This window comes from Spirillospora sp. NPDC000708 (assembly GCF_040299565.1).
GTDB lineage: Bacteria > Actinomycetota > Actinomycetes > Streptosporangiales > Streptosporangiaceae > Spirillospora.
In genome coordinates this window covers 34,328-56,344 of record NZ_JBEPCJ010000003.1, presented here as the reverse complement: position 1 = coordinate 56,344, position 22,017 = coordinate 34,328, and the positions used below count along the sequence as shown (strand labels likewise).

The window sequence follows — 22,017 nt, the reverse complement described above, 5'->3', positions numbered from 1 at the left end:
GGGCTTGTCAGCGTGCCTTTCCTGTCAGGAGGTCGTGTACGGCCGCGTTGATGAAGGCGGCGTCGTCGGGGTTGGCGCCGCCGCCGGACAGATGGCCCCAGATTCCCGGGATCGTGCGCAGCCTTGCGTTCGGGACGTGCCGGACGGTGTTCTCCTCGTCCTCGGGTGTGAAGTAGAGGTCCTTCTCGGCGGGCATGGCGAGCAGGTCGGCCGTGATGGAGCCGAGGGCGCGGGGGAGGTCGCCGTCCATGCCGGGGGTGGTGGAGACGTCGGCGTTCTGCCAGGTCCACAGCATCGCGAGGAGGTCGTTGGCGTCCTGGTCGGCGAAGTTGGGCTCCCAGAAGCCGGCGAGGAAGTCTTCCAGGCCGGTGAAGCCGAGCCGCCGGTAGGCGCCTTCCCGGTAGAAGGCCTGGGAGAAGCCCCATGCCGCGTAGACGCGGGAGAAGGCACGCAGTCCCGCGACGGGTGGGGTCTGGTAGCGGCCGTTCTGGAAGGCGGCGTCCAGGGTGAGGGTGGCACGGAGGCTTTCGAGGAACACCGCGTTGTGGGGTGAGGTCTTCGGCGCGCCGCAGAAGGGGAGGGCGCGGGCCACCATGCCGGGATGGCTGACGGCCCACTGGTAGGTCTGTAGGGCGCCCATGGAGCAGCCGATGACCAGTTCCAGCCGCTCGATGCCGAAGTGCTCGGTGACCAGGACGTGCTGGGCGCGGACGTTGTCGCGGACGGTGACCTCGGGGAAGTCGGGGCCGGCGTGCGGCGGGGGCGTGTTGGACGGCGACGAGGAGACCCCGTTGCCGAAGAGGTCGGGCACGATGACGAAGTACTCGCGCGGGTCGAGGGCCCGGTCCGGGCCGATCAGCCACTCGTTGGAGGTGTGGTCCCCGGCGAACCAGGTGGGGAACAGGACGGCGTTGCTCTTGGTCTCGTTCAGCGCCCCGTAGGTCTGGTAGGCGAGCCGTGCCGTGGGCAGGACGGCGCCGCGTTCGAGTCGGAAGTCGCGGAGTTCAAGGGTCTGATGGGCGGGGGTCGGCATTCGATGCTCCTCAGTCGTCTCTCTTGTGTTCGGACGTCGATGCGGTGATGGAAGCGGCGGTGGTGAAGAGCAGGTGCTCGGAGCCGGGGCGGGTGACGAGCTGGAGTCCGGTCGGCAGGCCGCCGACCGGTGCGGCGGGCACGCTGAGGGCGGGGAGTCCCAGCAGGTTCCAGGGGCTGGTCAATGACAGCAGGACGTCCCGCAGGCGTGCGGGAGCGCCGTCCACCTGGACCGTGCGCTCGCCCAGGCGCGGTGCGGTGATCGGGACGGTGGGCAGTGCGAGGACGTCGTACCGCCCGAACAGCGCGCCGGTCTGCGCGATGAACCGTTCGCGAGCGGCCATGGAGCGGACGTACTTCCAGCCGGGGACCGCGGCGGCGTCCTGGAGCCGGGCGAGCACCTCGGGGTCGAACAGGCCCGGATCGCCGGCCATCCGGTCGGCGTGGACGGCCGCGGCTTCGCAGCCCTGGACGGCGGAGAACGCGGCGCGGAGCCGGGCCCAGGTGGAGCGGTCGTCCCACGGAGGCGTGCGGACGTCGCCGACCGGGCCGATCCCCGCTTCCAGCGCGTCGCGGGCGGCACGGGCGACCTGCGGATCGCAGCCCGCGGACGCGGGGGCGGCGAGCCACCCGACGCGTGCCGTGCCGTCGCGGGAGGACCGACCGGCCGGGACCAGGGCACGGTAGGCGGTCAGGCAGTCCTGCGCCGTCCGGGCGAGGAGGCCGACATGGTCGAGCGTCCTCGACAGCGGGAAGACGCCGTCGGCGGGGATCGCCGCGTACGCGGGTTTGAAGCCCGCCACTCCGCACAGTGCCGCCGGGATGCGGACCGATCCCCCGGTGTCGGTGCCGATCGCCAGCGGCACCATGCCGGCGGCGACGGCGGTCGCGCTCCCGCCGCTGGAGCCTCCCGACATCCGGGCCGGATCGTGCGGATTGCGGGACGCCCCGTTCGCCGAGCGGTCGCCGGTCGGACCGTAGGCGAACTCGTGGGTGGTGGTCGTGCCGACCACGACCGCGCCGGCCTGGCGCAGAAGCCGTACGCACGCGGCGTCGTCGGGCGCGACGCGGCCGGTGAAGTGCCGCGATCCCATGGTCGACGGCAGGCCCGCGACCGGAACGATGTCCTTCACCGCGACCGGGACGCCGTGCAGCGGGCCCCGGTCGGCGCCGCCGGCGAGCTCGCGGTCGGCCCGCCGCGCCGCCGTCTCGGCTCCGGCGGTGTCCACCGTGACGAAGGCGTTCAGCAGGGGATCGAGCGCAGCGATCGTGTCCAGCGTCCTTCGGAGCAGTTCGGTGGCGGTCGTGCTCCCGTCGCGGAGGGCCCGGGCCAGGTCCGAGATCGTCGGCGGGCCGCCGGGCGGAGCGCCGCCGAAGGGTTCGCCGGACGCGGAGGCGATGGGGGAAGAGGTCGGATGCATGGTCGCCTTCGGTGTTCTCGTCGTGGTCATCAGGACAGGTGGCAGCCGGGCAGCAGGTCGACCAGCGGGATGACCGCGGCGGTGCAGATGCCCATGGAAGCGGTGTAGGCGACCATCGGATGGACGTGTTCAGGCAGCCACCGGGCCAGCGCGGCGGCGAGCGGCGGAGCGGCGATGGCGCCGAGCAGTGCCCCGGCCACGGACGGAAGGAGCGTGCCGCCGAACGCCGTGACCGTGGCGGGCGCGACGGAGACCACGGGGACGAAGGTCGGATACCAGCCGGCCGCGGACCACCGCGCCCGCCACAGCGTCACACCGCAGGCGGCGGTCAGTACCTGGACCGCGATCATCTGCGGCAGCAGGCCGCTGCCGTACGCCGGCCCGGCCGGGTTGAGCAGGAACTGCAGGACGCATCCGATCAGCAGGCCGGCCCCGGCCCATTCGCTGCCGTAGAAATGCGCTTCGGTGAAGTCGGCCAGGATCCGGCGCGGCACCCAGAAGAGCGTCGCGGTCCGGTCGCGGCCCGCCTCGGCGGGGCCGGCCGCGACGCCGCTCACCGGCCGGAGCCAGGGGAGCCTGCGGCAGACCGTGAAGGCGGTGATCCCGCCGAGGCTCATGGCGAGGACGCTGCCCACCACGGGTGAGACGTCCAGCGGGACGCAGACCTGGTCGACCAGCACCAGCGCGATGGGCGTCACCAGCAGGGCGCCCAGCACGGCGCCCGTCACGGCCACCGGCCAGCCCGCCCCGTACAGCACCACGACGGCGGGCGGGACGGAGACGAAGGGCGCGAAGGTCGGCTGCCAGGTCCCCGAGGCATGCAGCGTCCACCCCCACATCAGGTTGCTGACCAGCATGCCCAGGCCGGCGCTCACGGCGACCCACGGCCACAGCCCGGTCCCGCACGCCTGGGCGAACCCGCGCGGACCGCCGTCCCGGCGGCGGGACGCGTGGGCGAAGGCCGCGCCGGCGACCATGAGGACCGCGCCGAGCGCCGACTTGGCCATCGTGGCCTCGGTCGCGTCCCCGAGGATCCAGTAGAGGTACCAGTCCGGGTCGGTGTAACCGAGGTGCCAGGACGCGTAGCCCTTGCCGATCGCGGGCAGTGCGGGACGCAGGGCGGACAGGACGGCCGCCAGCAGCGCCGCCGCGGTGACGGTGCAGGCCGCGGCGCCCCACGGAAGGATCGAGCCGGGCCGGCCGAGCCGGGCGCGGATGCTCGTGCTGGTCATCGCCGTCCCCTCAGCGCGGGAACGCTTGGCCGAGGCGGTAGCCGAGCAGCGGATCGTAGAGGTCGGTGCGCCGGTCCCGGACCAGGTCGTTGAGCGGGTTCCAGATCGGGGCGCTGCGCGCCGAGACGAGGTCCACGTCGGCCGTCAGGACGGTCTCGTCCTCCGACCCGGCGACACCGCCGATGGGCCAGCCGTTGGTCCCGGCGATGAGGGAGCAGCCGAGGAACCGGGCGTCGCGGTCGGTGCCCACCCGGTTGGCGGCGGCGATGAAGACGTTGTTGACGTGCGCCGCGGTCATCGTCAGGTACGCGGCCATGCACCGGCCGGCCTCGTCGAAGATCGGCGGCGGGGTCCACACCCAGTTGTTGACACTGCAGATGATGTCGGCGCCCTGCTGGGCGAGCAGCCGGGGGACCTCGGGGAACCAGATGTCCCAGCAGATCAGCAGGCCGATCCGCCCGATCGGGGTCTCGAAGACCGGGAAGCCCTCGTCGCCCGGGGTGAACCACAGCTTCTCCCGGTTCCACAGGTGGGCCTTGCGGTAGCGGCCCACATAGCCGTCCGGTCCGACGAGGACCGCGGTGTCGAAGAGCCGCACGCCCTCGCGCTCGGCCAGGCCGCCGACGAGGTGCACGCCGTGCCGGCGGGCGAAGTCCTCCCAGCGCCTGACCGTCTCCCCGCCCGGGACGTCTTCGGCGTGGGCGTAGGCCTCCGCGCGGTCGCGGAAGCTGTAGCCGGTGCTCGCCAGCTCGGGAAGGACGACCAGGGTCGCTCCGTCCCGGACGGCTCGTTCGGCCAGGTCGAGCGCCCGTTCGGAGTTGGCGGCGCGATGGTGCAGGCCCGCCCGGGGGGCGGACTGCACCACGGCGATCCGGACCGGGCTGACCGGGTGTTTCTGCGCCTGAGCTGCGTCGGACGGTGTCATGAAGTGCCCTTCCCCTGGAACCCAAACGTTTGCGCCAAACGTTTGGGTTAGCATGGACGCGTGACCCCGGCGCCGTCAAGAGCCCTCTCCACGCCATCCGGGCCCGCCGCCGGCGGCGGCACCGATCCGGGCCGGGGCGATATCGTCTCGTCGGCCCGGTTCGAGACTTCGGGGAAGGGAGACGCCGGTGGCCGAGCGCAAAGAACGCCCGGTGACGCTGCGGTACATCGCCGACGAGCTCGGGCTCCACATCTCGACCGTCTCCCGCGTCCTGAACGGGCGCGGCGACGACCGCGGCCGAGCCGCCTCCAGCGAGACCGCCACCCGCATCCGGCGGCGCGCGGCCGAGCTCGGCTACCAGCCCGACCCCCACGGCTCCGGCCTGCGCACGGGACGCAGCGGGCTGGTCGGAGTGCTGATCCCGCGCCTGTCCGACCTCGTCCTCGCGACGATCTACGAGGGCATCGACGAGGCCGCCGGACGGCACGGGATCACCACGATCACCGCCAACACCCTCGACGACGACGCCACCCGCCGGCTGCGCACCCGGCTGCTCCTCGCCCGCCGCGTCGACGGGCTCGTCTTCGGCGACGCCCGCCTCGACGACGCGTTCCTGGACGAACTGGCCGCCGACGGCGTGCGCTTCGTCCTGGCCAACCGCCGGGCCGGCGACCACCCCTCGGTGACACCCGACGACGTGCTCGGCGGCCGGCTGGCCGCCGAGCACCTGCTCGACCTGGGACACACCCGCGTCGCCGTCATCGCGGGCGAGCCGTACGCCAGCACCGGCGCCGACCGGACCGCGGGCTTCCTCGACCACTGCCGGGAACGGGGTGTCGGCGTCCCCCCGGACGCGGTCGTGCACTCGTCCTTCGACACCGCGGGAGGACGCGCCGCCGCCGAACGGCTGCTCACCGGCCCCCACCGCCCGACGGCGATCTTCGCCGTCAACGACTTCGCCGCCATCGGCGCCCTCGGCGCCGCCCGCGACCACGGCCTGCGGGCGGGCTCCGACCTGGCGATCATGGGCTACAACGACACGCCCCTGGCGGCGGAACTGCCCATTCCCCTGACCAGCGTCGCCGTCCCGATGCGCGAGATCGGCCGGCGCGCCATGGAGTTGCTCTCGTCCGTGCTGCAGGGACAGCCGGTCGAGTCCGAACGTCTGGCTCCGGAACTACACCCCCGCGCCTCCACTGGGGGACGGCCGGAATACGCCGCTGATTGATCGTCGGCGTGGCCCGGTCGGCGGGCTCCGGGAGGCGGCCTCCGGCCGCCGGGCGGGGTCAGGACTTGAAGAACGCGAGCAGGTCGTCGTTCAGCTGGTCCTTGTGGGTGACGAACAGCCCGTGCCCGGCGGCGGGGTACTCCTTGTAGACGGCGCCCGGGACCAGGGCGGCGGTGCGGCGGCCGGTGATCTCCACGGGGGCGGAGAAGTCGGCGTCGCCGTGCACTACCAGGGCCGGCACCGTGATGTTGCGCAGCGCCTCGCGGTTGTCGGCGTAGTAGATCGTCTTCTGCACCTCCAGGACGGCCCAGGGCGTGGCGTCCAGGCACATCCGGATCATCCACTCGATGGTGGCGGGGTGGACCTCGTTGCCGAGATGCGTCGCGAAGAACGCCTGCGACTGCGTGGCGAGCCACTTGGGCCGCTCCGCGCGGATCATCGCGATCATGCCGTCGAACAGCTGCTGCGGGATCCCCTCGGGGTTGTCCTCGGTCTGCCGGAGGTACGGCAGGATCGCGGAGAGGAACGCGACGCGCTGGACGCGCTCCTCGCCGTGCCGGGCGAGGTAGCGGGCGATCTCGGAGCCGCCGGTCGAGTGCCCGACCAGGATGACGTCGCGCAGGTCCAGGTGCTCCAGGAACGCGGCGAGGTCGTCGGCGAGCGAGTCGAGGTCGTACCCGCCCGACGGGCGGTCCGACCGGCCGTGCCCGCGCCGGTCGAAGGTCAGGCACCGGTAGCCGTTCTCGATGAAGAACGGGATCTGGTACTCCCACATGCCGGTGTTGAGCATGGCGCTGTTGACGAAGACGACCGGGCTGCCCTGCCCGTACTCCTCGTAGGAGAGGCGGGTCCCGTCGTGGGTCTCGAAGAACATCTCGGCTCCTTGTTCGGCGTTGAGACGATCATGGCGGGCGGCGGGGGCGCGGGTCGATGACGTGGGAGGTAATGCGGGCGATGACATGGGGCCGCGGAGGGCGTGCGCAGTTACCTGCTCGTAATCCATTGGCGGCGCCTCGGTAGACTCATCGGTCAGTACGCCTGACCCCGATTCGAGGAGCGCCCACCCGTGGCTCTTGTCGTGCAGAAGTACGGTGGCTCCTCCGTCGCCGACGCCGAGTGCGTCAAGCGGGTCGCCCAGCGCATCATCGCGACGAAGAAGGCGGGGAACGACGTCGTCGTCGTGGTCTCCGCCATGGGCGACACGACGGATGATCTCATCGACATGGCCAAGCAGGTCAGTCCCCTCCCGCCGGCCCGCGAGCTGGACATGCTGCTCACCGCGGGCGAGCGGATGTCGATGGCCCTGCTGGCCATGGCCATCGCGAACCTGGGCCACGAGGCCCGCTCGTTCACCGGCTCCCAGGCGGGGGTCATCACCGACGGCACCCACGGGAAAGCCAAGATCATCGACGTGACGCCGGGCCGCATCCGCAGCGCGCTCGACGAGAACGCGGTCTGCATCGTCGCCGGTTTCCAGGGCGTCTCGCAGGGCACGAAGGACATCACCACGCTCGGCCGCGGCGGCTCCGACACCACGGCGGTCGCCCTGGCCGCGGCGCTGGACGCCGACGTCTGCGAGATCTACTCCGACGTGGACGGGGTCTTCACCGCCGACCCGCGCATCGTCCCGCAGGCCCGCAAGATCCCGAAGATCTCCTACGAGGAGATGCTCGAGATGGCGGCGACCGGTGCGAAGATCCTGCATCTGCGCTGCGTGGAGTACGCGCGCCGGTACAACATCCCGATCCACGTGCGGTCCTCGTTCTCCCAGAAGGAGGGGACGTGGGTCGTCGACAGCAGCGAGATCGAAGGACAGGACATGGAGCAGGCGATCATCTCCGGGGTCGCGCACGACCGGAGCGAGGCCAAGATCACCGTGGTCGGGGTGCCCGACAAGGTCGGTGAGGCCGCGACGATCTTCACGGTGCTGTCCGAGGCCGAGATCAACATCGACATGATCGTGCAGAACGTGTCGGCGGCGTCCACCGGGCGCACCGACATCTCCTTCACGCTGCCGGCGAGCGACGGGCAGTCCGCGTTGACCGCGCTGAACAAGCTGAAGGAGCGGATCGGGTTCGAGTCGCTGCGCTACGACGACCGGATCGGCAAGGTGTCGCTGATCGGCGCCGGGATGCGCTCGCACCCGGGCGTCACCGCGACGTTCTTCGCCGCGATCGCCGATGCCGGGGTGAACATCGAGATGATCTCCACCTCGGAGATCCGGATCTCCGTCGTGGTCGCCCAGGACGACGTGGACACCGCGGTCGCCGCCGCGCACCACGCGTTCGACCTGGACGTCGACCAGGTCGAGGCCGTCGTCTACGGCGGCACCGGCCGCTGACGCCGCCCTTCGACGCCCGGCCGCGGGCCGTACGGGACGCCCCGTACGGCCCGCGCCGCTTTTCCGGCGTGCGCCGCCCTCGCGGGACGAGCCGACCCGCGCGGGGCGAGCCGCCTGCGCGGGCGTGCACGCGTTCTGGGGCGTGTGGCGCAGACCCGTCCGGCGCGCCGTGGCACGCTCGACCGGGAACCGGCCGCCCGCCGCGGAAGTTCACAGTGCGGGGGCACGCCGCGGACGACCCGACCGACGACGAGAGGGTGATGGCGACCATGGGTTCGACCGCCGGGCCGAGGACCGGACGCGACGGGCGGTGGGCGCCCACGCTGGCCGTGGTCGGCGCCACCGGCGCGGTCGGCACCGTGATGCTGGACCTGCTGTCGACCCGCCGCGACGTGTACGGGGAGATTCGGCTCGCCGCCTCGCCCCGCTCGGCGGGACGGACGCTCCGCGTGCGCGGCGAGGACGTCGACGTCGCCGCGCTCGCCCCCGAGGTGTTCGACGGCGCCGACATCGCGATGTTCGCCGTGCCCGCCGCCGTCGCCGCCGAATGGGCGCCCGCAGCCGTCGCCCGAGGCGCGGTCGCCGTGGACGGGTCCCCGGCGTTCCGCGGGGCGCCGGACGTCCCGCTGATCGTGCCCGAGGTGAACCCGGGCCTCGTCCGGGACCGCCCGCGCGGCGTCCTCGCGGGCCCCGGTTGCACCACCCTGTCGATGATCGTGGCGCTCGGCGCGCTGCACGAGCGGTACGGGCTGCGGGAGCTGGTCGTCGCGTCGTACCAGGCCGCGTCCGGCGCGGGCCGCGAGGGCGCCGACACCCTGTACGCGCAGATGGAGAAGGTCGGTGGCGACCGGGCGCTCGGCCACCGCGCCGGCGACGTGCGCGGCGTCGTCGGCGACCTCGGCCCGTTCCCGGCGCCGCTCGCGCTCAACGTCGTCCCGTGGACCGGCGACCCGGCCGAGGACGGCTGGGGCTCGGAAGAGCTGAGCATCCGGGACGAGTGCCGCAAGGTCCTCGGCCTGCCGGAGCTGAGGGTCGCGGCGACGTGCGTGCGGGTCCCCGTCGTCACCGCGCACTCCGTCGCCGTCCACGCCGTCTTCGGCGAGCGCGTCGACCAGCGCGAGGCGCAGGACGTGCTGGCCCGCTCGCCCGGCGTGGTGCTGTGCGACAACCCCGAGATGCTGGAGTTCCCGACCCCGTCAGACGCCGTCGGCACCGACCCGACGTGGGCCGGGCGGGTCCGCCGCTCCCTCGACGACCCGCGCGCGCTCGACCTGTTCCTGTGCGGCGACAACCTGCGCAAGGGCGCCGCGCTCAACACCGCGCAGATCGCCGAGCTCGTCGCCGCCGAGCTCACCCCGTGACGGCCCCCAGCGCTTCGAGCACGGCCGCCGTGTCCAGGTAGAACGGCCGGAACTCGTGGACCAGCCCGTCCCGCACCGTGATCCACTGCAGGACGGACGTCTCCAGCTCCCGCCCGGTCGCGCGCGACGTGAGCACACCCCGGTTGTGGACGGCGACCGTCTCGCCGTCCACGGCATAGCGGCGTTCGAGGAACGTCAGGCCCGTCCACGCCTCGCTCATCGCGGCCATGAACCGCTCCATCCCGTCGTGCCCGCGCCACGTCCCGCCGTAGGGCAGGCTCTCCGCCTGGTACATCACCACGTCGGGCGCCAGGTGGGCGGCCATCCCGGAGAAGTCGGCCTTGCCGGGGCCGCCCGCGGCCAGGTAGTCCGCCTCGGCGGCGTAGAAGCGCTCGAGCGCGTCCCATGTGTCGATCATGGTGGGGTAACACCGGCATCGCCGCGCCGGTTGCGGGCGCGTGCGGATCGCGGCGCCTGCAGGACGTCCGATCGGGGCCGTAGGGTGGCATGCGTGACCGAGACGAAGGCGGTGAAGTCCGAGCAGACCCGGGCCCTGATCGTCCAGACCGCGCTGCGGCTTTTCCGCGAGCGCGGCTACGAGGCGACGACGATGCGCGCGATCGCCAAGGAGGCCGGGGTCTCGGTCGGCAACGCCTACTACTACTACGGGTCCAAGGAAGAACTGATCCAGGCGTACTACGACGAGCTGCAGGACGAGCACCTCGCCGCCTGCCGCGCCGTCCTCGACGCCGAGACCGAGTTCGCCCCCCGCCTCCTCGGCGTCCTGAAGGCCCGTGTCGACACGATGGTCCCCTACCACGAGTTCGCCGGGAAGTTCTTCAAGTTCGCCGCCGAGCCCACCAGCCCGCTCAACCCGTTCAGCGCCGAGTCCGGCCCCGCCCGCGACTCCGCGGTCGCGATCTACCGGGAGGTCGTCGAGGGCTCCGACCTGAAGATCGACAAGGAGTTCCGCAAGGAGCTGCCGGAGCTGCTGTGGATCTACTCGATGGGCATCGTCCTGTACTGGGTGCACGACAGCTCCCCCGGCTGCCGCAAGACGTACCTGCTGGTCGAGCGGACCGTCCCGCTCGTCAACCGGATGGTGTCGATGTCCCGGCTGCCCGGCTTCAAGTCGGTCACCCGGGAGCTCGTCGGCATCATCCGCGAGGTCCGCGCCTGACCGACGCGCCTGACCGACGCGCCTGACCGGGCGCCCGGTCGGAAGGCGCGTCCGGCCGGAGGGCGTGCCTAGCCGAAGGTGATGTCCCAGTGGTCGCGCTCGCGGGCGAACAGCGTGCCGTCCGGCGAGCGGTACAGGCGCGCGCCGTCGCCGCGCACCCCCTGGTACGGGTAGCGCCTGATCGCCGCGTCGACGCACGGGCTCGGCGCGATGTCGAGCTTGTGGCCGGTGGCGTGGCTGCGGGGGCCGCCCGCGTGGCCGCGCTCCGTCCCGCCGGTGACCGTGATCGGGCAGCCGCTCTCCGCCCGGAAGTCCAGCAGCCCTTTCAGCGTCCCCCAGCGCAGGCCGTCGAAGGACGTGCAGGACGTGCGGCCGCGGTCCGAGCAGCCGCCGGTCGACCGCCACCGGATCCCGCTCGCGCGCAGGAACGCCGCCGCGTCCTCCTGGTGCAGCCGCACCGACTTCGGGAGGTCGGGAAGGGCCGCCTTGAGGAGGTTCGTGACCGCGCCCGCCGCCTCGTCCGGGACGGTGTCGGCCTGCGGAGCCTCATCGTCGACGGCGGATGGCGCGCGCCTCGGCCTCGGAGCGGCCTGCGGAGGCGGGGACGCCGGGGAGTCCGCCGGGGACAGGACGCCGCCCACTCCGGTGGTGGCGGCGGACGGCGCCAGGCCGGCGAGCGTCCCGGGCAGCGGGCCGGCCGGCGCGCCGTTCGCCGGTCGCGCGGCGGACGCCGGCGCGGCGCCGGCCGACGCGGGGGACGGGACGCGGGGCCGCGTCTGGGCTCCGCCGGCCGGATGCGAGACGGACGGGCGGCCGGGCGCGAGCGGCGGACGGGACGCGGGCGCGATGACCCCGGCGGACGCCATCGTGACCGGCGGGACGCCGCCGGCGGCCGTCGGCGACAGGGCGGGCGCGGAGACGTCGGGCGGGCGGGCAGGTACCCCTGCCGCAATGGGGTCGGGCGGCGGAGGCGCCGCGACGGGGGACGGGACGGGAGGCGGGGCGGTGGCGCCCGCCGGAGCGGCCTGGGCCGTGGCGACGAGCGCGGCGGCCGTCGCGAGCAGGGTGGTCAGCGCGGTGCACGCGGGTTTTCGGCGCGGGCGCGAGCAGGGCGCGGGTGTGCGGACGGCATGCGGCCGGTTCATGGAGATCCCCCCGGTTCGGCTCTCCGCGCGGAGAGCGGCGGTGAGCGCGCCGCCGCACGGGGCGGCGGCGCCCGGGGGGGCCGCCGGTCGATGACCGGCCCTCTCTCTTGTCGGCAGCGCTCGGTGGCGGCCGATCGGAGGAATGCCCGGGTCCTGGATCTTGTAAACGCGGGGGCGGGCGGGGCGACGCCCGTCCCCGCGACTGTGTTACGACATACCCAGATGTTTCCTGGCGAAGTCCATTTCCGCCGACATTTGCGTGATGCGTTCCTCGACGACGAGGGAGCCGTGGCCCGCGTCGTAGCGGTACGTCTCGTGCGGCAGGCCCAGCTCGGCGAGGCGGGCGAGGTAGTTGTCGATCTGCCGGATGGGGCAGCGCGGGTCGTTCTCGCCCGCGAGGATCAGCACCGGCGCCCTCACCCGCTCGACGTAGGTGATCGGCGACGACTCGCGGTACCGGTCGGGGACCTCCTCGGGCGACCCGCCGAACAGCGACCGGTCGAACGCCTGGAGCCCCTCCATCTCGTCCTCGTAGGCGGCGACGTAGTCGGCGACGGGCACGGACGCGACGCCGACGCTCCAGTCGTCCGGCTGGGTGCCGATGCCGAGCAGGGTGAGGAACCCGCCCCACGACCCGCCGGTCAGCACGAGCCGGTCCGGGTCGGCGAGGCCGGTGGCGACGGCCCAGTCCCGGACGGCCTTGATGTCCTCCAGCTCGGTGAGCCCGACCCGTCCCTCGATCGCGTCGCGCCACCGCGAGCCGTAGCCGGTGGAGCCGCGGTAGTTGACGCGGACGACGGCGAACCCGTGGTCGACCCACGCGGCGGCGGCGGGGGCGAACGAGTCGTCGTCCTGCGCGGTCGGACCGCCGTGGACGTCGAACACGGTCGGGAACGGCCGGTCCCCCTCCGGCTTGCTGACCAGGGCGTGGATGCGGCCGCCGGGGCCGTCCACCCAGGCGTCCTCCACCGGGACCGACGGCGGGGCGGCGGGGCCGGGCGGGGTGAGGACGACCGCGCCCGACGACGACCGGATCACCGGCGGCTCGGCGGCCGACGACCAGGAGAACTCCACGGTGCCGTCGGGCCGCACGTCGGCGCCGCCGATCACGCCGCGCGGCGTCTCGACGCGGGACAGCGACCCGTCGCCGAGGTCGTAGCGGTACAGCTCGTCGCGCGCCTCGTGGTTGTGGGAGATCAGCAGCGCGGTCCCGTCCGGGTACCAGCCGGCGCCGATCTCGCCGGGCAGGTCGAGGACGATCTCCCGCTCGGTGCCGGCGACCGGGTCCCAGATGAGGATCTCGTCGCGGCCGCGGCGCTCGTGGCCCACGAGCAGGCGGGTGTCCCCGTCGACGGGCGCGAAGCCCATGCCGTAGACGCCCTTGCCGGGGCCGTCCCACAGGTCGGCGACGGCGGAGCCGTCCGGGCGGAGGACCCGCAGCGCCATGTGGCGGCTGTCGCCGTGCTCGCTGTGCCCGATCGCGACCAGCGACTCGTCCCGGGACAGCGCGGCGACGTGCGCGTCCTCGGCGTGGTGGTAGAGGACCTCCGGCGCGGCGCCGGGACGGCAGAAGTGGACGGTGTTGCCGTCCTCGCCGGTGCGCCCGACGACGGCGAGCCCGCTCGCGCCGAGGGACAGCCCGGCGGGGTAGGACGGCTCGAGCCCGGGAACGGCGGGGGCGTCCTCGCCGCCGCCGAACGGCACGCGCCGCCAGACGCCGAACTCGTCGCCGTCGGTGTCGGCGAACCACCACACCCACTCCCCGGTGGGGTCGACGGTGCCGATCCACGTGCCGTTGGGCCGGTCCGTCATCTGCCGCTGCTCGCCGGTGCCGCGGTCCCAGGCGTAGATCTCCCAGGTGCCGGTGGCGTTGGAGCGGTAGATGCTGCGGTCCGGGGCGTCGCGCGCCCAGCGGGGGAGGCTGATGCGTGCGGCGCGGAACCGCGCCTTCCAGCGTTCGTCGTCGACCATCCCCCCAGTATCGCGGCGCCCCGGCCGCCGGCGTCAGGCGCCGGGCGGGACGGAGCCGTCGGAGGTCTCCGGAACGCCGTCCGGGACGCCGCCGGGGATCGCGGCGCGGCTGCCGGGGGCGAGGTCGCCGTGCACGGCGCGGGCGACGCGCTCGATGGTCTCGACGCCGTACGCCATGGTCGGCGCGCCCTGGGTGAGGACGGCGATCAGGTAGTGCTCGCCGCGGCCGGTGAACGCGCCGACGCTGTGCACGCGCCACTCCTTGCCATGCCGGGGCAGCCAGCCGTTCTTGACGTGCCAGGTGATCCCGGCGGGCGTCCCGGCGGTGGCGCCCCAGCGCTGGGACGCGATGACGCGGTGCATGAGGCCCAGCTCGTAGGCGCGGGCGACGTCGGTGAGCAGGGCGTTGTGCTCGGTGAGGCGCCGCAGGAGGGTGATCTGGTCGGCGGCGGTGGTCCGGGTGAGTCCCCAGTGCCCGGCGGGGTCGAGGCCGGTGTGCGCCATCCCGGCCTTCCGGAGGAACCGGTCCAGGCGGCCGGGGCCGACGGAGCGCCACAGCGCGGACGCGGCGCGGTTGTCGGACCTGGTGATCATCCTGGTGGCGAGGGCGTCCTCGGACGCGGTGAGCGGGCGGTGCGCGGCGGCGGCCTCGCGCAGCAGCGCGGCGAGGATCGCGGTCTTGACGACGCTCGCCGAGTCGTAGCGCCGGCCGGCGAGGACGCCGCAGCGGACGCCGCGCTCCCGGTCGTAGACGGCGACGGACTCGGTTCCGGTGCGGCCCGCCAGCGCGGCGGTGATGCGGCGGCCGAGCCGCTTCGCGAGCACCGGATGCCGGGCCGAGACGCACACCGGGGCGTCCGACGCGCGGGCGGGAGCGGCGGCGAACGGCACGGAACCGGCGGCGAGCACGGTGGCGGCGAGTGCGGCGGTGGTGAGCGCGGTGGTGGTGAGCGCGGTGGTGGTGAGCGCGGCGGCCGGTCCCGCCGCCAGGGTCCGCGGAAGGAGTCCAGGCACCCGCCCACGCTAATGATCAAGAAGCGCCGAGCCGGTCACGACACGCGACGGAAGGGCGACGGAGTGTCGTCAGGGCGAGGCGAGGCGGCCGAGGAGCTGGTCGATCACGGCGCGGACCTGCCGGTCCATGGCACGGGCGAACCCGGCCTCCACGGTGACCTGCGCGCCGGGCCGCAGCCGGGCGAGGGTCTCGGTGAGGTCGCCGAGGTCCTGCTCGCCGACGTCGCCGACGACGTGGTCGGCGATCAGCCGGACGAACATCGCGGCCAGCTCGTCCATGCTCTCCTGGAGCCGCTGCCCCGCCGACAGGACCTCCGCGAGCGGCACCCCGGCGCGCACCAGCGTGACGGTCGCCTCCAGCTGGCGGCGGCTCCAGTGGGTGACGCGGTCGCCGTCGATCTCGATCACCCCGGACGCCAGCGCCCGCTCGACCGACTCGGGGCCGACCTCGCCCGGGAACAGCGCGGCCAGCTCGTCCAGCGTCATCGTGACGGGGACCTCGTTGGACCACGGCGCGGTGGCGACCTTCTCGACGCCCAGCACGGTGCCGATGTCGCGGCCCTGCTCCCACGCCGACAGCAGCTCGCGGATGCCCTCCAGGGTGTGGCCGCGCTCCAGCAGGTTGCCGATCATGCGGAGGCGGGCGAGGTGCTCGTCGGAGTACAGGCCGACGCGGCCCTCCCGCCGGGGCGGCGGGAGCAGCTTGCGTTCCTGGTAGTAGCGCAGGGTCCGGACGGGGACGCCGGCGGCGCGCGCGAGGTCGCCGATCCGGTACTCCCGGCCCGCGTCCGCGGAGGGGGCGCCCTGGTCGTCCGCAGGCTGTTCGGTCACGGGAGAAGCATAGTTCGCTACGACACGCGACCGGTTCCGGCCCGCCAGGGCCGCCGCGCGGGCGGAACGGGCGCGGCGCGGCCCGCGTCTGATCCGCCGTCGGACCCCCGGAGCGAAAGGCCTCCCATGTCGAAGACCCGTCCCGCCGTGCTGGCGGCGACCGTCCTGCTCGCCGGCCTCGGGCTGACCGCCTGCGGCGGCGGCCACCATCACCACACCACGGTCGTGCACCACCACCACACGACGGTGAAGCACAAGACCAAGGTGAAGGTGAAGCACCACTAGGCGCTACTAGCGCGCGCTACGCGGGCAGGTCGACGGAGATGTGGGAGGACAGGGCGCGGAGGAAGCCCGGCGCGTCGAAGATCGCGCCGGCGGAGGCCACGCCCGCCGTCCTGACCTGCCCGGTGAGCAGGCGGTGGACGGCCTCCACGGCGAGAGGCGCGGTCACGGCGTAGATGTCGCGGCCCCGCGCCACGGCGCGCCGTTCGGTGCCGCCCGAACGCACGATCACGTCGACGAGGAAGGTCTGCGCGGACCGGCCGCGCTCGTCGGCCGGGGCGGGGGCCGGGGTGTCCGGGTCCGCGATGTCCCTGGCCGCCTCGGCCGTCATGTAGGTGGTGACCTCGGGGACGGCCAGGTGGCTGGGCACGGTGACGACGTCGGCCATGGCGTACTCCCCGATGACGGTCCTGGACCCCATCGGGGCGGGGAAGGGCCACTCCAGGGTCGGCGGCTCGTCGTCGCGGTACTCCAGGCGCCCGCCCGAGTAGCGGACGCGCCGACCGTCGCGGCGGCGCCGGGAGACCGCACCTGCGGCCCGCGTCCCGCGGGTGGGGTGCCATCCGCTCAGGCCGTAGGCGACGTGCACCTCGTCGGCCTCCGTCCGGCCGTCCAGGGCGGCGGTGGCCAGCAGGTCGCCGAAACCCCCGAAGAAGGCCATGGCCGGGACGACCGGCGTCCCGCCGGCGCGCCCCGCGAAGTGGGCGAACGTGTCGGCGTTGGCCTCGATCTCGGCCGCCACGTCCACGTACGGGATCCCGGCGCGCAGGGCCGCCTCGATCACCGGCGCCGCCGTCGCGGCGAAGGGCCCGGCGCAGTTCACCACGGCCGCCGCACCGGCCAGCGCGCGGTCGAGCGAGGCCGGGTCGTCCACCGAGGCGGGCCGGGCCTCCAACCCGGACGCGGCGGCCAGCGGCGCCAGCCTGCCGGCGTCGCGGCCGGACGGGATCGGGACGAACCCGCGGGCCTGGAGCTCGTCCACCACGAACCGTCCGGTGTGCCCGTACGCACCGAACACCGCGACCTTGTCCATCGTTCGTCCACCTCGTGATCTGCTGCGATCCGTCGTGGACCATCCTGGCGAGCGCGGCCGTCCCGGTGTGAGTGTCCGGAACGCCATTACCCATACAATTCCGGCCATGACCACCGTCGCGCTGGCCGCCGCCGAGGGGATGCTGCACTTCGAGCTGTCCCTGGCCTACGAGGTCTTCGGCTCGGCACCGCCGAGCGTGCCCGGCCCCTGGTACGACCTCGTCGTCTGCGGGGCGGAGCCCGTGCGGACCGGCCGGTTCCGGCTGGAGCCCGACCACGGCCTCGACCGGCTGCCGGACGCCGGCACCGTGATCGTCCCGGGCTGGGACACCGACGTCGATCCGCCCGCCGACCTGGTCGGCGCGGTGCGCGCCGCGCACGAGGCGGGCGCGCGCGTGGCCTCCCTCTGCACGGGCGCGTTCGTGCTGGCAGCGGCGGGCCTGCTGGACGGGCGCCGCGCGACCACCCACTGGGCGCACACCCGGACCCTGGCCGAGCGCTACCCGCGCGTGGAGGTGGACCCGGACGTCCTCTACGTGGACAACGGCAGCGTGCTGACCTCGGCGGGCAAGGCCGCCGCCATGGACCTGTGCCTGCACCTCGTCCGCCTCGACCGCGGCTCCGCGGTCGCGAACACGGTCGCCCGCCGCCTGGTCGTGCCGCCGCACCGGGACGGCGGGCAGGCCCAGTTCGTCACCGCTCCGGTCCCCGATCCGGGCGACCACCCGCTCGCCGGCCTGCTCCCCTGGGCGATCGAGCGGCTGCACCGGCCGCTGACCGTCGCCGACCTGGCGCGCCGGGCGCGGATGAGCGAGCGCAACCTGGGCCGCCACTTCCGCGCGGCGACCGGCACCACGCCGCTGCAATGGCTGCTGGCCCAGCGGATCCGCCACGCCCAGCAGCTTCTGGAGACGACCGACGACGGGATCGACGCCATCGCCGCGGCCACCGGCATGGGCACCGCCACGACGCTGCGCCGGCACTTCAACCGCACGGTGGGCGTTCCCCCGGACACCTACCGCCGCACCTTCCGCTCGCGCACCGGGGAGCGCCCGCTCTCCGGCGCATGATCATCGGTCGTGCGCGGGGCTAGGTGACGCGGCGGACGGGCATGATTCGCCGTTTGCGGTGCCGGCGGCCGTCCTCGTCGAGGCGCTGCGCGTCGGCGGCGATCAGGTCACGGAGCGTGCGCGGGACGATGTCCTCCCGCTTCTCGGCGAAGCGGGTGCGCGGGGCGGTGGAGCGCATGGCGGTCCCTCCCTGCTGTCGGTGCGGGTCCCCGGCCCGGTGCCGGGCTCGGTGGTCAGGCCGCGGCGGTGATGTCGCCGTAGGCGTCGTGGACGGTGTCGAGCGCCCACCGCATCCGGACCGCGAACGTGTCGGGGTGGTCGCCGGCCTCCTGGGCGACGCGGGCGGCGCAGGCGGACGGGTCGTCACCGCACCTGCGCGACAGGGCCGCGACCACGGTGCGGACCTGCTCGGGAGTCGGGTGGTCGGAGGCCTGCAGGCCGGAGCTGAAGAGGATCCCGGCGAGTTCGGTGGCGGTCATCGAGGGATTGGGCGGCATGTTCGACATCGTGTGCCTTCTTCCTACGAGGGGGCCTCGTCCCCCTGCTGCCGACTACGACTCTGCCGGAAAGGCGGAATCATCGCCATCGGGGAGAACACCCATTCGGAGGTGCGGGTCACCCCCGGAACACCCGTAGGCGACGGCGTTCCGGGATCGGGGTTCAGGAATCTTCAGGGAGCCGGCGTGGCGCGGCCCTGTGCCGGGCCCGCGCCGCCGGACGCTTCGTTTCGGTCGTCACGGCGCCGGCCGGCCGGCGCCGTCGTGCGCGCTGAGCTCCGCGTACCAGGAGCCTTTCCCTAGCACGGCGCGTTATGCACACATCCAGGCTAGTCGGAGCCCGCAAATCCCGTACCCCCTGCGAGGGCGTCCCGGAAGGCCCTGACGGCGGGGTGCGCGCCGCCGCCCCGGCGGGTCGCGGTGAACAGCCGCCGGACGCGCCGCCCGGCGGGCAGCGGCGCCATCGCGACCGTCGGCGGGCGGTCCGTCCAGACGAGGCCGGGGAGGAGGGCGGCGGCGTGGCCGCGCTCGGCGAGCCGCAGGTGCAGCAGCAGGTCGCTGGACTCGAACCGAACGTCGGGTTCGAACCCGGCGTCGCGGCACAGCCGGGTGGCCCAGGCGCGGGCGGCGGTCCCGGCGGGCTCCATCACCCACGGCACGCCGGCGAGGTCGGCGAGCGCCACGTCCGCCGGGACGGTGTTCTCCGGGACGGTGTTCTCCGCAACGGTGCCGGGCAGGGCGAGGCGGATCTCGTCCTCGCCCAGCTCCTCGTACTCGACCCCGGACGGCCGGGGGTGCGGGTCGCCCGGGTACTCCTCGGTGACGACCACGTCGAAGTCGCGGGCGAGCAGCGCGGGCAGGGCGCTCTCGGGCTCCCGCTGGGTGATCTCGACGCGGAGGCCGGGATGGGCGTCGCGGAGCGCGCTGAGCGCGCCGGGGACGAGCGCGAGCGCGGCGGTCTGGAACGCGGCGACGTGCAGCACGCCGGTGATGTCGCGCAGGGACGCGGCGAGGTCGGCCTCCGCCCGTTCGAGGCGCTCCAGCACGGCCTCGGTGTGCGCGACGAGGATCTCGGCCTGCGCGGTCAGCCGGACGCGCCGCCCGACGGGTTCCAGCAGCCGCACACCGGCCTCCCGCTCCAGGACCGACAGCTGCTGCGAGATCGACGACGGGCTGTAGGAGAGCGCCTCGGCGACGGCGGCGAGGGTCCCCCGGTGCTTGAGCTCGCGCAGGAGCCGCAGCCGGTGCAGGTCGAGCATGGCGCCCCCATCCGTCGATTCTTCCGATGATTATCGCTCGGAAAGATTCGCTGGACCGATGGATCGCGGGTGCGGAAACGTGGTCCCATGGCTCCCGCCTCTCCCGCCTCCCTCGCCCGGACCTCCTGGTTCTCCCGTCCCGCCGCCCGGGACTGGAGGTGCCCGCCCGCCTCCCGCGAGGTCGCCGCCTTCCACGCCGCACTGCCCGGATACGCGCCGACGCCGCTGGTCGAGACGCCCGCGCCGGCCGCCGGCCTCGGCGCCGGGCGGGTGTTCGTCAAGGACGAGTCGTCCCGCCTCGGGCTGCCCGCCTTCAAGATCCTCGGCGCGTCGTGGGGGGTGTGCCGCGCGCTGTGCGACCGGCTCGGCGTCCCCGTCCCGGCGGCCGACCCGATCGGCGCGCTGCGGGCCCGCGCCGGGGCGTTCCGGCTGGTCACCGCGACGGACGGCAACCACGGGCGGGCCGTCGCCGCGATGGCGCGGATGCTCGGGACGCGGGCGGAGGTGTTCGTGCCGGATGGCGTCCACCCGGCGGCGCTCGCCGCGATCGAGGACGAGGGCGCCCGGGTCGTGCGGGTCGGCGCGCCGTACGACGCGGCGGTGCGCAGGGCGTCCGAGTCCGCCGAGGGGGACGCGTCGGCGCTGCTCGTCCAGGACACGGCCTGGCCCGGCTACGAGCGCGTGCCCGGGTGGATCGTGGAGGGCTACTCGACGCTCTTCACCGAGATCGACGCGCAGTTGCGCGCGGCCGGCGCGGGATCAGCGGACATCGTGGCGGTCCCGGTGGGGGTGGGGTCGCTGGCGCAGGCGGCGGTGGTGCACTACCGGTCGGGCGCGTCCGCGCCGAAACTGCTCGCCGTGGAGCCGGACGCGGCGCCGTGCGTGCTGGCGAGCCTGCTCGGCGACCGCCTGGTCACCGTGGAGACGGGGGCGACGTCCATGGCGGGCCTGAACTGCGCCACGCCGTCCTCGTCGGCCTGGCCGTACCTGCGGGCGGGCGTGGACGCGGCCGTCAGCGTCGCGGACGCGGCCGTCGCGGACGCCGCGCGCGAGCTGGCCGCGCTGGGCGTTTCCGCCGGTCCGTGCGGTGCCGCGGCCCTGGCGGGGGTGCGGGCCGCGCTGCCCGGCCTCGGCGTCGGGCCCGGGGACACGGTCGTCCTGCTGAGCACCGAGGGCGCGGCCGCGAACCCGCCGCCCGCCTGACCCGCGCCGGATCCGGCGGGGCGGCCGTCACAGCCGGTCGAGCAGGCGGGCGAGGAGGGCGCGGCCCTCGTCCGGCGGCAGCGCGGCGGCCGACAGGCGGTCCCAGGCGGCCGTGTAGGCGGCGACGTCGGCGGGCTTGTCCAGGTACAGCGCGGTCGTGAGGAACTCGAGGTAGACGACGTCGGGGAGCGCCCCTCCCGCGAAGCTCAGGATGGAGAAGCCGTGCGCGAGCGGCAGCGGGCGCCCGCCGACCGGGATGATCCGCAGCTCGACCCGGCCGCTGTCGGCGAGCGCGGCCAGGTGCCCGAGCTGGCCGCGGATCAGCTCGGGCCCGCCGACGAAGCGGCGCAGCGCCGCCTCGTCCACGACGGCGGCGAGCGTGCGGCCGGGGCCGTCGGCGAACCGGCGGCGGCGCAGCCGGCGGACGGCGGCCCGCTCGTCGATCTCGATGCGCCGGTCGCCCTCCCGGATCCCGTCCCGGATCGCGAGGCAGGCGCGCGTGTACTCCTCGGTCTGGAGCAGCTCGGGGATCTGGCACGGCTCGTAGGCGCGGACCTCGCGGGCGGTCCCCTCCAGGTCGAGGAACCGGTGCGTCCAGGGCGGGATCAGCTCGCCGTACCGGTGCCACCAGGCCCGCTCGTTGGCCTCCCGCGCGAGGCGGAGCAGCTCCTCGCGCTCGGCGCCGTCCGGCACCCCGTAGAGGGTGAGCAGGTCGGCCACGTCGCGGCGGGCGAACGAGGTGCGGCCGAGCTCGATCCGGCTGATCTTGGACGCGCTGCCGCGGATCGCGTAGCCGGCCTGGTCGCGGCTCAGCCCGCTGCGTTCCCGCAGGCCGCGCAGCCGGGCGCCGACGAGCATGCGGCGCGCCGTCGGGCCGTGCACGGTCCCGGTCCCCGGCCCGGCCGCCCCCGGCTCCTGCCCTGCGCTCAACACCGCTCCTCGGGGGTGGGGATCCTGCTAGCGGGATAGTAGTGGCAAGTGCATATGCACGTG

General features: G+C 74.3%; 22 protein-coding genes. 7 read left to right on the top strand and 15 right to left on the bottom strand.

What is annotated here, in order from left to right; all coding sequences use genetic code 11:
* Nucleotides 1-7: 7 nt before the first annotated feature.
* From ABT299_RS03170 to ABT299_RS03155, 4 genes are read right to left on the bottom strand one after another with little or no spacing between them, the layout of a single operon-like run.
* The gene (locus tag ABT299_RS03170; protein WP_500249610.1) at nt 8-1,033 is read right to left on the bottom strand and encodes an alpha/beta fold hydrolase; all 1,026 of its coding nucleotides are present in this window, start codon (nt 1,031-1,033) and stop codon (nt 8-10) included.
* A gap of 10 nt (nt 1,034-1,043) precedes the next feature.
* The gene (locus ABT299_RS03165) at nt 1,044-2,453 is read right to left on the bottom strand and encodes an amidase (protein ID WP_500249609.1); all 1,410 of its coding nucleotides are present in this window, start codon (nt 2,451-2,453) and stop codon (nt 1,044-1,046) included.
* Between the two features lie 29 nt (nt 2,454-2,482).
* Nucleotides 2,483-3,685, bottom strand: coding sequence for a hypothetical protein (locus tag ABT299_RS03160; protein ID WP_500249608.1), 1,203 nt, complete (start codon nt 3,683-3,685; stop codon nt 2,483-2,485).
* Nucleotides 3,686-3,695: 10 nt separating this feature from the next.
* Nucleotides 3,696-4,610: a nitrilase family protein gene (locus tag ABT299_RS03155; protein ID WP_500249607.1), complete on the bottom strand. Its 915-nt coding sequence runs from the start codon at nt 4,608-4,610 to the stop codon at nt 3,696-3,698.
* 187 nt (nt 4,611-4,797) lie between these two features.
* Here ABT299_RS03155 and ABT299_RS03150 point away from each other — a divergent pair, with 187 nt between their 5' ends.
* Complete coding sequence (locus tag ABT299_RS03150) at nt 4,798-5,838, top strand: LacI family DNA-binding transcriptional regulator (RefSeq protein WP_500249606.1); 1,041 nt, start codon at nt 4,798-4,800, stop codon at nt 5,836-5,838.
* 58 nt (nt 5,839-5,896) lie between these two features.
* On the opposite strand, the gene ABT299_RS03145 is transcribed toward ABT299_RS03150, so the two are convergent.
* Nucleotides 5,897-6,712, bottom strand: a complete 816-nt coding sequence (locus ABT299_RS03145) for an alpha/beta fold hydrolase (protein WP_500249605.1) — start codon at nt 6,710-6,712, stop codon at nt 5,897-5,899.
* Between the two features lie 192 nt (nt 6,713-6,904).
* On the opposite strand from ABT299_RS03145, the gene ABT299_RS03140 reads away from it, so the two are divergent.
* Together ABT299_RS03140 and ABT299_RS03135 are read left to right on the top strand one after the other, a co-directional pair.
* Nucleotides 6,905-8,179, top strand: coding sequence for an aspartate kinase (locus tag ABT299_RS03140; RefSeq protein ID WP_151542569.1), 1,275 nt, complete (start codon nt 6,905-6,907; stop codon nt 8,177-8,179).
* Nucleotides 8,180-8,439: 260 nt separating this feature from the next.
* Nucleotides 8,440-9,540, top strand: coding sequence for an aspartate-semialdehyde dehydrogenase (locus tag ABT299_RS03135; RefSeq protein ID WP_500249604.1), 1,101 nt, complete (start codon nt 8,440-8,442; stop codon nt 9,538-9,540).
* On the opposite strand, the gene ABT299_RS03130 is transcribed toward ABT299_RS03135, so the two are convergent.
* Nucleotides 9,530-9,958 carry a nuclear transport factor 2 family protein gene (locus tag ABT299_RS03130; RefSeq protein ID WP_500249603.1) on the bottom strand — a complete coding sequence of 143 codons (429 nt, stop codon included), beginning with the start codon at nt 9,956-9,958 and terminating at the stop codon, nt 9,530-9,532. The genes ABT299_RS03135 and ABT299_RS03130 overlap by 11 nt on opposite strands.
* A 93-nt stretch (nt 9,959-10,051) precedes the next feature.
* Here ABT299_RS03130 and ABT299_RS03125 point away from each other — a divergent pair, with 93 nt between their 5' ends.
* On the top strand, nt 10,052-10,720 hold the full coding sequence (locus tag ABT299_RS03125; protein ID WP_151542571.1) for a TetR/AcrR family transcriptional regulator: 669 nt from the start codon (nt 10,052-10,054) through the stop codon (nt 10,718-10,720).
* Nucleotides 10,721-10,788: 68 nt separating this feature from the next.
* Here ABT299_RS03125 and ABT299_RS03120 read toward each other — a convergent pair whose 3' ends face one another.
* The 4 genes from ABT299_RS03120 to ABT299_RS03105 form a co-directional block, all read right to left on the bottom strand.
* Nucleotides 10,789-11,865, bottom strand: a complete 1,077-nt coding sequence (locus ABT299_RS03120) for a hypothetical protein (RefSeq protein WP_500249602.1) — start codon at nt 11,863-11,865, stop codon at nt 10,789-10,791.
* A 207-nt stretch (nt 11,866-12,072) separates the two neighbouring features.
* On the bottom strand, nt 12,073-13,836 hold the full coding sequence (locus ABT299_RS03115; protein ID WP_500249601.1) for a S9 family peptidase: 1,764 nt from the start codon (nt 13,834-13,836) through the stop codon (nt 12,073-12,075).
* 33 nt (nt 13,837-13,869) lie between these two features.
* Nucleotides 13,870-14,850, bottom strand: coding sequence for a serine hydrolase (locus ABT299_RS03110; RefSeq protein WP_500249600.1), 981 nt, complete (start codon nt 14,848-14,850; stop codon nt 13,870-13,872).
* A gap of 69 nt (nt 14,851-14,919) precedes the next feature.
* Nucleotides 14,920-15,681 carry a MerR family transcriptional regulator gene (locus ABT299_RS03105; protein WP_387025612.1) on the bottom strand — a complete coding sequence of 254 codons (762 nt, stop codon included), beginning with the start codon at nt 15,679-15,681 and terminating at the stop codon, nt 14,920-14,922.
* Between the two features lie 126 nt (nt 15,682-15,807).
* On the opposite strand from ABT299_RS03105, the gene ABT299_RS03100 reads away from it, so the two are divergent.
* Nucleotides 15,808-15,966: a hypothetical protein gene (locus tag ABT299_RS03100; protein ID WP_241755489.1), complete on the top strand. Its 159-nt coding sequence runs from the start codon at nt 15,808-15,810 to the stop codon at nt 15,964-15,966.
* Between the two features lie 16 nt (nt 15,967-15,982).
* Here ABT299_RS03100 and ABT299_RS03095 read toward each other — a convergent pair whose 3' ends face one another.
* Nucleotides 15,983-16,996: a saccharopine dehydrogenase family protein gene (locus ABT299_RS03095; RefSeq protein ID WP_500249599.1), complete on the bottom strand. Its 1,014-nt coding sequence runs from the start codon at nt 16,994-16,996 to the stop codon at nt 15,983-15,985.
* Between the two features lie 106 nt (nt 16,997-17,102).
* Between ABT299_RS03095 and ABT299_RS03090 the strand changes: the two genes are divergently transcribed.
* Nucleotides 17,103-18,065 (top strand): helix-turn-helix domain-containing protein, encoded by a 963-nt coding sequence (locus tag ABT299_RS03090; RefSeq protein WP_500249598.1) that lies wholly within the window; start codon nt 17,103-17,105, stop codon nt 18,063-18,065.
* 19 nt (nt 18,066-18,084) lie between these two features.
* Here the strand turns inward: ABT299_RS03090 and ABT299_RS03085 are convergent, their stop codons facing one another.
* The 3 genes from ABT299_RS03085 to ABT299_RS03075 all read right to left on the bottom strand — a co-directional run bounded on the left by ABT299_RS03085 (nt 18,085) and on the right by ABT299_RS03075 (nt 19,821).
* Nucleotides 18,085-18,243, bottom strand: coding sequence for a hypothetical protein (locus tag ABT299_RS03085; protein WP_500249597.1), 159 nt, complete (start codon nt 18,241-18,243; stop codon nt 18,085-18,087).
* A 55-nt stretch (nt 18,244-18,298) separates the two neighbouring features.
* Nucleotides 18,299-18,562, bottom strand: coding sequence for a hypothetical protein (locus ABT299_RS03080; RefSeq protein ID WP_500249596.1), 264 nt, complete (start codon nt 18,560-18,562; stop codon nt 18,299-18,301).
* 329 nt (nt 18,563-18,891) lie between these two features.
* A complete protein-coding gene (locus ABT299_RS03075; protein WP_500249595.1) occupies nt 18,892-19,821 on the bottom strand; it encodes a LysR family transcriptional regulator in 930 nt (309 codons plus the stop codon).
* Nucleotides 19,822-19,908: 87 nt separating this feature from the next.
* Between ABT299_RS03075 and ABT299_RS03070 the strand changes: the two genes are divergently transcribed.
* Nucleotides 19,909-21,024, top strand: coding sequence for a pyridoxal-phosphate dependent enzyme (locus ABT299_RS03070; protein WP_500249594.1), 1,116 nt, complete (start codon nt 19,909-19,911; stop codon nt 21,022-21,024).
* A 27-nt stretch (nt 21,025-21,051) separates the two neighbouring features.
* On the opposite strand, the gene ABT299_RS03065 is transcribed toward ABT299_RS03070, so the two are convergent.
* Nucleotides 21,052-21,954, bottom strand: coding sequence for a helix-turn-helix domain-containing protein (locus ABT299_RS03065; RefSeq protein WP_387025596.1), 903 nt, complete (start codon nt 21,952-21,954; stop codon nt 21,052-21,054).
* Nucleotides 21,955-22,017: the final 63 nt, after the last annotated feature.

Coding starts and splice junctions, on each gene's coding strand:
- ABT299_RS03145 (WP_500249605.1), bottom strand. CDS start 6,712: ATGTTCTTCGAGACCCACGACGGGACCCGCCTCTCCTACGAGGAGTAC.
- ABT299_RS03115 (WP_500249601.1), bottom strand. CDS start 13,836: ATGGTCGACGACGAACGCTGGAAGGCGCGGTTCCGCGCCGCACGCATC.
- ABT299_RS03075 (WP_500249595.1), bottom strand. CDS start 19,821: ATGCTCGACCTGCACCGGCTGCGGCTCCTGCGCGAGCTCAAGCACCGG.
- ABT299_RS03100 (WP_241755489.1), top strand. CDS start 15,808: ATGTCGAAGACCCGTCCCGCCGTGCTGGCGGCGACCGTCCTGCTCGCC.
- ABT299_RS03170 (WP_500249610.1), bottom strand. CDS start 1,033: ATGCCGACCCCCGCCCATCAGACCCTTGAACTCCGCGACTTCCGACTC.
- ABT299_RS03080 (WP_500249596.1), bottom strand. CDS start 18,562: ATGCCGCCCAATCCCTCGATGACCGCCACCGAACTCGCCGGGATCCTC.
- ABT299_RS03070 (WP_500249594.1), top strand. CDS start 19,909: ATGGCTCCCGCCTCTCCCGCCTCCCTCGCCCGGACCTCCTGGTTCTCC.
- ABT299_RS03155 (WP_500249607.1), bottom strand. CDS start 4,610: ATGACACCGTCCGACGCAGCTCAGGCGCAGAAACACCCGGTCAGCCCG.
- ABT299_RS03135 (WP_500249604.1), top strand. CDS start 8,440: ATGGCGACCATGGGTTCGACCGCCGGGCCGAGGACCGGACGCGACGGG.
- ABT299_RS03095 (WP_500249599.1), bottom strand. CDS start 16,996: ATGGACAAGGTCGCGGTGTTCGGTGCGTACGGGCACACCGGACGGTTC.
- ABT299_RS03120 (WP_500249602.1), bottom strand. CDS start 11,865: ATGAACCGGCCGCATGCCGTCCGCACACCCGCGCCCTGCTCGCGCCCG.
- ABT299_RS03165 (WP_500249609.1), bottom strand. CDS start 2,453: ATGCATCCGACCTCTTCCCCCATCGCCTCCGCGTCCGGCGAACCCTTC.
- ABT299_RS03160 (WP_500249608.1), bottom strand. CDS start 3,685: ATGACCAGCACGAGCATCCGCGCCCGGCTCGGCCGGCCCGGCTCGATC.
- ABT299_RS03085 (WP_500249597.1), bottom strand. CDS start 18,243: ATGCGCTCCACCGCCCCGCGCACCCGCTTCGCCGAGAAGCGGGAGGAC.
- ABT299_RS03090 (WP_500249598.1), top strand. CDS start 17,103: ATGACCACCGTCGCGCTGGCCGCCGCCGAGGGGATGCTGCACTTCGAG.
- ABT299_RS03130 (WP_500249603.1), bottom strand. CDS start 9,958: ATGATCGACACATGGGACGCGCTCGAGCGCTTCTACGCCGCCGAGGCG.